Source organism: Pseudomonas sp. SED1 (genome assembly GCF_034044025.1).
Taxonomy (GTDB): Bacteria; Pseudomonadota; Gammaproteobacteria; order Pseudomonadales; family Pseudomonadaceae; genus Aquipseudomonas.
The window spans coordinates 20156-30035 of the sequence record NZ_JAXCIS010000187.1 but is presented as its reverse complement, the minus strand read 5'-3'; the positions used below and the strand labels follow the sequence as shown (position 1 = coordinate 30035).

Genomic DNA, 9880 nt, shown 5'->3' with positions numbered 1-9880 from the left:
AATAAGCCCTTCGTGTCTCGCAAGGCAGGCTGAGACACTTTTTGATGAGGCCTTAAGTAGTGGCTCACCTGCCCAGCTTTGGTTAAGGCCAACTCGCATCTTCACCAACGCTGCCCGTCGGCGAAGCAAGCTTTGAAGCTTGGTATAGACCTTCGGCGGCGGGTTCCAGGCACGTAAATCAGCCTGCTCATTTTTCAAATAACGGGCCAGTAAACGCGCATCGCTGGCGTCTGTTTTCGCCCGCCCACCCGTGCTTTTGCGGTAGTGATTAAGACGGTAGCCATCAATCACGTAAACCATATGGCCCATCCCATGAGCCAAGTTGACCGTATCCAGGTGATAGATATTGGTCGCTTCGATCGCGATGCCACTGCCCTCGGGCAGAGATTTGAGCCACGCCTTCAGCTCGGTTTTGTTGTTCGGCACAATCTTCAATTCGTCTGTTTCAAAGTGACAGGCCACGACTTCAGCCTTAGCGACATCCACGCCGATGATTGATTGCAAGACAGTCATTGCCATGAAAAACGCTCCGGGTTAGGGTTTATGGGCTTGTCGGGGCTTCACCGTTGCGCTGGCTTGCTTCTATCGTCGGTCATGGCCGATGCATTCCTTATCGGCGCTTTGGTGAAGGGGTGGGGCGAAGTCTCCCACGGTCTGTACTGGCTAGAGTCAGATGCTGACTTTTAGTCCCACCACCCCTACAAGTCTAACCATACAAGCTGGCTTGCCTGCGATAGCATCATCCCGGTACAGCTGACACACCAAGGTGCCTGCATCGCGGGCAAGCCCGGCTCCCACAGGTAATGGTGTAGCTCAGCCGGCGAGTACGCGGTTTTTGCCTTGGCGCTTGGCCTCGTACATCGCGGCGTCGGCGCGGGCGAACAGGCTGTCGACGTTGGCATCCTCGGCGGTCAGGCTGGCGAGGCCCTGGCTGACGGTGACTGCGAAGCTCTCACCGTCATGGCTGAAACTCAGTTGCGCAATCTCGTGCCCCAGGCGTTCGGCCACCTGCATTGCCATCTCCGGTGCGCAACCGGGCAGCACGGCGGCGAATTCTTCGCCGCCAATGCGCCCGAACAGGTCGCCACGGCGCAGAACCCCTCGACCGCTCTCGGCGATACGCTGCAACACCTGATCGCCCTCCAGATGGCCGTAGGTGTCGTTGACCACTTTGAAGTCATCAATGTCCAGCAACAGGAACGCCAAAGGCGTGCCTTGCAGGCAGGCGCGTTCGAACTCGTGGTGGGCGCACTCGAAGAAGTGCCGGCGGTTGCTGCTGCGGGTCAGCACGTCGGTGGTGGCCAGGCGCTGCAACTCAAGCTCAAGCTGCTTCTTTTCAGTGATGTCCTCGGCCATGCCCACCACGATCACCGGCTGGCCGGGTTCGGCCTGCTGGCTGATGTAGCACTTGTCGCTGAGCCAGCGGATCTGCCCGTCGGCGGTGATGATGCGGTACTCGCGGTCTTCCACGGCGCCGCTGAGCAGCACTTGGGCCAGGCTGTGCTCGGCATAGTCGAGGTCTTCGGGGTGAATGCTGTTGCGCCATTCTCGATGGTCCGCCAGCAGCATGCCCGCCGTACGTCCGAAAACCCGCTCATAGGCCGGGCTGACATACAGCACGCGGCGGGTGTCCCACTCGATAGCCCAGAGCACGGCATTCACGCTGACCAGCAGCGAACTCAGCAGTTGCTCGCGTTCACTCAAGCGTTCCACTTCGCCCTGGGCATGCATCAGCGCCAGCAACGTAGCGGCGGCTGCCGGTCGTGGCTGGTCGTGGACGGGGGTGTCGGTGAAGGTCTTTTCGGGGACCATCGGCACAACTCTCTCTGGGCATGCCGCGGGGTTGGGCAGCGGTCACAACAAGGGCCGCCGGGATGGCGAAGTGTTGTTTGAGAGGGGGAATTTGCAGCTAAGTTCCGTTATCAGCGCCGATTTGAGGCGACCAAGAAATGGCGCCAGAAACATGTAGGAGCGATCTTGCTCTCGAAGGGCGTCAACGATAACGCGTGCTGGCTGGCTGCACGCGGTGTAATTGGGCCCTTCGCGAGCAAGCTCGCTCCTACAGTGATCAGACCGCCGCAGGCCGCAGCGAATAGGTCTTCAGTTGATGGGCAAAGTCCCGCAGGGATTGAATCCCGCTGGCCTCGGCCTCGTGTACCCATTCCTTGATCGCCGCCAGCATGTCGTGGCCGTTGGTACTGGTTTTCAGCCAGATCTGTTGCAGCGCCAGGCGCTTCTCGTAGATCACTTTCAGGGCCTGGCTGTGTTCCAGCATGCTTTGGATGCGCACGTGGTGACGGTCATCCAGCAGGCTGGTTTCCCGCGACAGCAGGCGCTTGGCGCGATGGAATTGGTGACGCACCGAGTGATCGACCTTCTCCAGTTCCTGCTTGACCAGCGGGCCAATCACCAACTTGCGGTACTGGGCCATGATCTGGAAGCGGTTGTTGAGGATCGCCATGGCGGTGTCCATGTCCAGGTGGCCCTTGCCTTCAACCCGGTGGGCGATCGGCGCGACCCGTTGGACCTTGGCCAGGCGCAGGAAGCTGAACACTTTGATCCAGGCCCAGCCCAGGTCGAACTCCCATTTTTTCACCGACAATTTGGCGGAGTTGGGATAGGTGTGGTGGTTGTTATGCAGTTCTTCGCCGCCAACGATGATGCCCCAGGGAATCAGGTTGGTCGCCGCGTCGCGGCATTCGAAGTTGCGGTAGCCGATGGCATGGCCCAGGCCGTTGATCACGCCGGCGGCCCAGAACGGAATCCACATCATCTGGATAGCCCAGATGGTGATACCGATAGTGCCGAACAGCAGCAGGTCGATCACGCCCATGATCGCCACGCCCAACAGCGGGTAGGGGGTGTAGAGCTTGCGTTCGATCCAGTCTTCCGGGCAGTTCTTGCCGTAGATGCGCAGGGTCTCGGGGTTTTCGGCCTCGGCGCGATACAGCTCGGCGCCTTTGCGCAGGACCGTTGACAAGCCCTTGATCACCGGGCTGTGGGGATCGTCGACGGTTTCGCACTTGGCGTGGTGTTTGCGGTGGATAGCGGTCCACTCGCGGGTGTTCTGCGCCGTGGTGAGCCACAGCCAGAAGCGGAAGAAGTGTTTCAGGCCAGCATTGAGCTCCAGGGAGCGGTGGGCTGAATAGCGGTGCAGATAGACCGTGACCCCGACAATGGTCACGTGGGTCATCAACAGAGTGACTGCAACCAGTTGCCAGGCCGACAAGTCAAGAAAACCGTTGTACCACATAGGCTGTATGGCCCTCAGATAAAGAAAAAACCAGCTTGCGCATTATCACTAAGCCTACAGATAAAACCAGCCGCCCTTTCAGATAGGAGTGACTGGATGTTTCTTATTCTATAATCCATAACCTTTGTAGGGCGAATCTGGTTTTTTAGTAAGGATTACTAAACATATGCTGTTTTCATACCGAGGTGCCCTGCGTGCAGGGCTGGTGTACCTGCTGGTTTCGATTGTGTGGATTCAGCTCAGCCATCAGGTATTGATCAACTTTATTGATGAACCCGTGGAATTGGACCGCTGGCTTCAGATGCGCGGCTACGTGTGGGTCAGCCTCAGCGCACTGGCGATCTACCTGCTGTGCGCCCGTTTTGCCCGGGCGAACCTGGTCCAGCAGCCACTGCGGGAAAACCGCGAGCGTCTGCGCCAGGCCGCTGCCGTATTCGATTGCACCCGCGAAGGGGTGTTGGTCACGGACGCCAAGGGGCTGATTGTTCACGTCAACCGGGCCTTTATCGAAATCACCGGCTACCAGTGCGAAGACGTCATGGGCCACCAGCCGAGCCTGTTTAAGTCGGGACGCCACTCGGCCAGTTTCTACCAGGCCATGTTCCAGACCCTGGAGCGCGACGGTGAATGGAGCGGCGAAATCTGGAACCGCCGAAAAAGCGGCGAAATCTACCCCCAGTGGCAGACCATCCGGGTGATCCGCGATGATCAGGGCCAGGTCAGCCACTACGTCGCGGTGTTCTCCGACATCAGTGCCATCAAGCACTCCGAGCACGAGTTGGCGCACCTGGCCCACCACGACCCGCTGACCGACCTGCCCAACCGCCTGCTGTTCACCGACCGCGCCGAACAGGCCCTGGCGTCGGCGCAGGCGCATAAACGTGGCTGTGCCTTGCTGCTGCTCGATCTCGACCACTTCAAGATCATCAACGACAGCCTCGGCCATAACGTCGGCGACCAGTTGCTCAAGACGGTCGGCGAGCGCCTGCAAAGCCTGTTCGGCCCCGGCGTGACCCTGGCACGATTGGGCGGCGACGAATTTGCGGTGCTGGCGGAAAGTTGTCCACAGCTGGTCCAGGCCGCCGCACTGGCACAACGTATCCTTGATGCGATGAAAGAACCCTTCATCTTCGACGGTCATCAACTGTTTATCAGCGCCAGCATCGGCATCAGCCTGTTCCCCGGCGATGCCCTGAGCGCCGAGCAACTGCTGCGCAACGCCGATTCTGCGCTGTTCAAGGCCAAAAGCGCCGGCCGCGAAAGCTACGCCTTGTACACCGAAGAACTCACAGCCCACGCCCAGCACCGGGTGGAAATGGCCGGCGAACTGCGCCGCGCCCTGGAGCAGCAAGAGCTGCGGGTCTACTACCAGCCGGTGCACGAGCTGCAGAACAGCCGCCTGATCGGCGTCGAAGCCCTGGTGCGCTGGCAGCACCCGGAGCGCGGGCTGGTGCCGCCGGGAGAATTCATCCCGATTGCCGAGCGTACCGGGCTGATTGCCGATATCGACGCCTGGGTCATGGATCAGGCCTGCCGCCAGATGTGCCAGTGGCTGGCCGACGGCGCGCCGCTGACGTTCCTCGCCGTGAATGTGTCCAGCCGCCTGTTTGCCCGGCGTGAGCTGTACGACCAAGTGGCCAAGGTATTGCACGATACCGGGCTGGATCCGGCGTTTCTGGAGCTCGAAGTGACCGAAAGCGCAGTAATGGAAGACCCGGAAGTCGCCCTTGAGCAAATGCACCGCCTGCGGGAGTTGGGCTTGCGCCTGGCGATTGATGACTTTGGCACCGGTTATTCATCACTGCTGCGGCTCAAGCGCTTGCCGGTGCAGAAGCTCAAGATCGATCAGGGCTTTGTCGCCGGGTTGCCGTGGGATGAGGACGACGCGGCGATTGTGCGGGTGGTAATCGCATTGGCGCAAAGCATGGGCATGCAGGTGCATGCCGAGGGCATCGAGCAGGTCGATCAGGCGCGGTTTCTGTTGGAACAACAGTGCGACCTGGGCCAAGGGTACTGGTTTGGTCGGCCGATGCCGGCCAGTGAGCTGGATTGGACGACGGCGCCGACAATTCGCTAAATACCGCCTGGCTTGATTTGAAATAGGGTCAAGTGTGGGAGCGGGCTTGCTCGCGAATGCGGTGGATCAGCCAACCTATGTATTGACTGACACGCCGCCTTCGCGAGCAAGCCCGCTCCCACATTTGGATCTCCACACGGCTTTATTTCACGGGCCGTCCCGCAAAACCCCTCGCAACCCCACGTCCCACCAGAAAATTCTTTCTGGTTATATAAACATTCTTAAATAGTATTTTTAAGAATATCCGCGCTTATCTACTATCGCCCTCACGCCGCAAGCAGTGCCGCCACTGCGAGGCACTTCTCATTTCAGGAGCACGACCATGAGCGCATCTCTACGTAGCGTTGACGGCCAGGACGAAGCAGCCATTTTGCGCGAGATCCAGAGCGCTCTGCGCGATCTGCGGTTTGGTGCGGTGGAAATCACTGTGCACAACGCCCAGGTAGTACAGATCGAACGCAAAGAGAAATTCCGTTTGCAGAACCCGGGCAACAAACCGAGCTGAGCAAGATCGGCGATTCGATTGCAAGACCCGCAACTATAAGAAAAAAGCCAACACCCAAGAATTTCAGGAGCCTTCTATGTCGTCGATTCGCCGTTATGCCCTGGCAGCACTGGCCAGTGCCGTGTTTGCCGGTTCCGCCGTTGCCAAGGATTACGAACTGCTCAACGTGTCTTACGACCCGACCCGCGAGCTTTACCAGGAATACAACGCTGAATTCACCAGCTTCTGGAAGCAGTCGCACCCGGGCGACAACGTCAAGATCCAGCAATCCCACGGTGGCTCGGGCAAGCAAGGCCGTGCGGTGATCGACGGCCTGCGTGCCGACGTCGTGACCCTGGCCCTGGCCGGTGACATCGACGAAATCGCAAAACTGGGCAAGACCCTGCCGGAAAACTGGCAAACCCGCCTGCCGGACGCCAGCACTCCGTACACCTCGACCATCGTGTTCCTGGTGCGCAAGGGCAACCCTAAAGGCATCAAGGATTGGGGCGACCTGATCAAGAAAGATGTTTCCGTGATCACCCCGAACCCGAAAACCTCCGGCGGCGCCCGCTGGAACTTCCTCGCCGCCTGGGCCTATGGCCTGAAAGCCGGTGGCAGCGAAGCCAAGGCTCAGGAATACGTGAAAGAGCTGTTCAAGCACGTGCCGATCCTCGACACCGGCGCTCGCGGTTCGACGATCACCTTCGTCAACAACGGTCAGGGTGACGTGTTGCTGGCCTGGGAAAACGAAGCCTTCCTGGCCTTGAAAGAAGACGGCGGCGCCGACAAGTTCGACATCGTTGTACCTTCGCTGTCGATCCTCGCCGAGCCGCCAGTGGCCGTGGTCGACAAGAACGCCGAGAAAAAGGGCAACACCGAAATCGCCACCGAATACCTCAAGCACCTGTACAGCCCGGCTGGCCAGGAGATTGCGGCGAAGAACTTCTACCGCCCACGCGATGAGAAAGTCGCCGCCAAATACGCCCAGCAGTTCCCGAAACTGGACCTGGTGACTATCGACAAAGACTTCGGCGGCTGGAAAACTGCCCAACCGAAATTCTTCAATGACGGTGGCGTGTTCGACCAGATCTACTCGGCCCAGTAAGAGCGAGCTTGCTCGCGAAAAACTTCATGACGCCGCGTGCTTGCTGACTGCCCGCGTTATCGTTGACGTTTTTCGCGGGCAAGCCCGCTCCTACAGGGATCAGGAGCCCGCATTCGTTTGCGGGTTTTGCATGTCCGTTCCGCTAACCAAGGACTCTTATGTCGCGTCGTATCTCCCCCGTCATACCCGGCTTCGGGCTGACGCTGGGCTACACCGTGGTGTACCTCAGCCTGATCGTACTCATCCCCCTGGCGGCGATGTTTGTACATGCCGCTCAACTCACCTGGGATCAGTTCTGGAACATCATCACCGCACCCCGCGTGCTGGCGGCGTTGAAACTGAGCTTCGGCACGGCGTTTTGCGCAGCGATCATCAACGGCATCATCGGTACCCTGCTGGCCTGGGTGCTGGTGCGCTACACCTTCCCGGGTCGAAAAATCATCGATGCGATGATCGACCTGCCGTTCGCCCTGCCCACCGCCGTCGCCGGTATTGCGCTCACCGCGCTGTACACGCCCACCGGCCTGGTGGGCCAGTTCGCCGCCGACCTGGGCTTCAAGATCGCCTACACCCCCTTGGGCATCACGCTGGCGCTGACCTTCGTCACGCTGCCATTCGTGGTGCGTACCGTGCAGCCGGTATTGGCCGATATCCCCCGGGAAATCGAAGAAGCCGCCGCCTGCCTCGGCGCCAAGCCCTTGCAAGTGTTCCGCTATATCCTGGTGCCAGCGCTGCTGCCGGCCTGGTTGACCGGCTTTGCGTTGGCCTTCGCCCGCGGTGTGGGTGAATACGGTTCGGTGATTTTCATCGCCGGCAACATGCCGATGAAAACCGAGATCCTGCCGCTGCTGATCATGGTCAAGCTCGACCAATACGACTACACCGGCGCCACTGCCATCGGCGTGATGATGCTGGTGGTTTCCTTTGTCCTGCTGCTGCTGATCAACTTGTTGCAGCGGCGCATCGAAACCCCATAAGGAGGCGCGGAACATGTCCCAATCGTCTATTTCCGCCGCCTCGTCGGCGAACGCTGCCCGCCGTGGCAGTGCTGTATCCCGGCGCATCCTGATCAGCCTTGGCTGGTTGATCTTCGCGCTGTTTCTGCTGCTGCCGCTGTTTATCGTGGTGTCCCAGGGCCTGAAAAATGGCCTGGGTGCATTCTTCACGGCAATCCTTGAGCCGGACGCGCTGTCGGCGCTGAAACTCACGGTGATCGCCGTGGCGATTTCGGTACCGCTCAACCTGGTCTTCGGTGTCAGTGCCGCCTGGTGCGTGAGCAAGTACTCGTTCCGTGGCAAAAGTATCCTGGTGACCCTGATCGACCTGCCGTTCTCGGTATCGCCGGTGATCGCCGGCCTGGTCTACGTGTTGATGTTCGGCGCTCAGGGCTTCTTTGGCCCGTGGCTGCAAGACCATGACATCCAGATCGTGTTTGCCTTGCCGGGTATCGTGCTGGCGACCATCTTCGTCACCGTGCCGTTCGTGGCCCGTGAGCTGATCCCGCTGATGCAGGAGCAGGGTACCCAGGAAGAAGAGGCCGCGCGCCTGCTGGGCGCCAACGGTTGGCAGATGTTCTGGCATGTCACCGTGCCGAACATCAAGTGGGGTCTGATCTACGGCGTGGTGTTGTGTACCGCGCGGGCCATGGGTGAGTTCGGTGCGGTGTCGGTGGTGTCCGGCCACATTCGCGGCGTAACCAACACCTTGCCGCTGCACGTCGAGATCCTCTACAACGAATACAACCACGTCGCCGCGTTTGCCGTCGCGAGTCTGTTGCTGATCCTGGCGCTCTTCATCCTGCTGCTCAAGCAGTGGAGCGAGAACCGTATTAACCGCCTGCGCGCCGGTGCGGCTGAGGAATAAGTCATGTCGATCGAAGTCCGTAATGTCAGCAAGAATTTCAACGCCTTCAAGGCCCTGAACAGCATCAACCTGGACATCCAGAGTGGCGAGCTGGTGGCGTTGCTGGGCCCGTCCGGCTGCGGCAAGACCACCTTGCTGCGGATCATCGCCGGGCTCGAAACCCCGGATGCCGGCAGCATTGTGTTCCACGGTGAAGACGTCTCCGGCCACGACGTGCGTGATCGTAACGTCGGCTTTGTGTTCCAGCATTACGCGCTGTTCCGCCACATGACGGTGTTCGACAACGTCGCGTTCGGCCTGCGCATGAAACCGAAAAACCAGCGCCCCACCGAAAGCCAGATCGCGGTAAAAGTCCATGAGTTGCTGAACATGGTGCAGCTCGATTGGCTGTCGGATCGCTACCCTGAACAACTCTCCGGCGGCCAGCGCCAGCGTATCGCCCTGGCCCGCGCCCTGGCGGTAGAGCCTAAAGTGCTGCTGCTGGACGAACCGTTCGGCGCCCTGGATGCCAAGGTTCGTAAAGAACTGCGCCGCTGGCTGGCGCGGCTGCACGAAGACATCAACCTGACCTCGGTCTTCGTGACCCACGACCAGGAAGAAGCCATGGAAGTGGCGGACCGCATCGTGGTGATGAACAAGGGAGTGATCGAGCAGATCGGCTCACCGGGCGAAGTCTACGAAAACCCGGCCAGTGATTTCGTTTATCACTTCCTTGGGGATTCGAACCGCCTGCATTTGGGTGAAGACAAGCACGTGCTGTTCCGCCCGCATGAAGTGTCGCTGTCACGCCATGAGCTGGAAGACCACCACGCGGCTGAAGTGCGTGATATTCGCCCGCTTGGCGCGACTACCCGGGTGACCCTGAAGGTCGAAGGCCAGAGCGAACTGATCGAGGCCGAAGTGGTGAAAGACCACGACAGCCTGACCGGCCTGGCACGGGGCGAGACGTTGTTCTTCAAACCCAAGGTCTGGCAAAAAGCCTAAGACCGATGCAACCCACTGTAGGAGCGAGCTTGCTCGCGAAAATCGTTAACGATAACGCATTCATGCTGGATGAACGCGGCGCTCTCTGGTTTTTCGCGAGCAAGCTCGCTC

The 9880-nt window shown here is 59.8% G+C and carries 9 protein-coding genes; 6 read left to right on the top strand and 3 right to left on the bottom strand.

Translation table 11 applies throughout. From position 1 onward, the window contains the following. The 3 genes from SNL23_RS24170 to desA all read right to left on the bottom strand — a co-directional run. Positions 1-519, bottom strand: a 519-nt coding sequence (locus SNL23_RS24170) for an IS110 family transposase (protein ID WP_318303820.1), incomplete at its 3' end; no start/stop codon positions are given. Between the two features lie 294 nt (positions 520-813). Beyond that, entirely contained in the window at positions 814-1812 is a 999-nt protein-coding gene (locus tag SNL23_RS24165) for a sensor domain-containing diguanylate cyclase (protein ID WP_076015549.1), read from the bottom strand. 256 nt (positions 1813-2068) lie between these two features. Continuing rightward, on the bottom strand, positions 2069-3253 hold the full coding sequence (desA, locus tag SNL23_RS24160) for a delta-9 fatty acid desaturase DesA (protein ID WP_010168824.1): 1185 nt from the start codon (positions 3251-3253) through the stop codon (positions 2069-2071). A gap of 166 nt (positions 3254-3419) precedes the next feature. Between desA and dibA the strand changes: the two genes are divergently transcribed. From dibA to SNL23_RS24130, 6 genes are all read left to right on the top strand, one after another. After that, positions 3420-5330, top strand: a complete 1911-nt coding sequence (gene dibA / locus SNL23_RS24155; protein ID WP_318303818.1) for a phosphodiesterase DibA — start codon at positions 3420-3422, stop codon at positions 5328-5330. Between the two features lie 322 nt (positions 5331-5652). After that, positions 5653-5835 (top strand): sulfur starvation response protein OscA, encoded by a 183-nt coding sequence (gene oscA / locus SNL23_RS24150; protein ID WP_003170956.1) that lies wholly within the window; start codon positions 5653-5655, stop codon positions 5833-5835. A 76-nt stretch (positions 5836-5911) separates the two neighbouring features. After that, positions 5912-6922 carry a sulfate ABC transporter substrate-binding protein gene (locus tag SNL23_RS24145; protein ID WP_318303817.1) on the top strand — a complete coding sequence of 337 codons (1011 nt, stop codon included), beginning with the start codon at positions 5912-5914 and terminating at the stop codon, positions 6920-6922. A gap of 158 nt (positions 6923-7080) precedes the next feature. Then, entirely contained in the window at positions 7081-7899 is an 819-nt protein-coding gene (cysT, locus tag SNL23_RS24140) for a sulfate ABC transporter permease subunit CysT (RefSeq protein WP_076015547.1), read from the top strand. Positions 7900-7912: 13 nt separating this feature from the next. Then, entirely contained in the window at positions 7913-8785 is an 873-nt protein-coding gene (gene cysW, locus SNL23_RS24135; protein ID WP_167665657.1) for a sulfate ABC transporter permease subunit CysW, read from the top strand. A 3-nt stretch (positions 8786-8788) separates the two neighbouring features. Continuing rightward, the gene (locus tag SNL23_RS24130) at positions 8789-9769 is read left to right on the top strand and encodes a sulfate/molybdate ABC transporter ATP-binding protein (RefSeq protein WP_063033633.1); all 981 of its coding nucleotides are present in this window, start codon (positions 8789-8791) and stop codon (positions 9767-9769) included. Positions 9770-9880 lie beyond the last annotated feature (111 nt).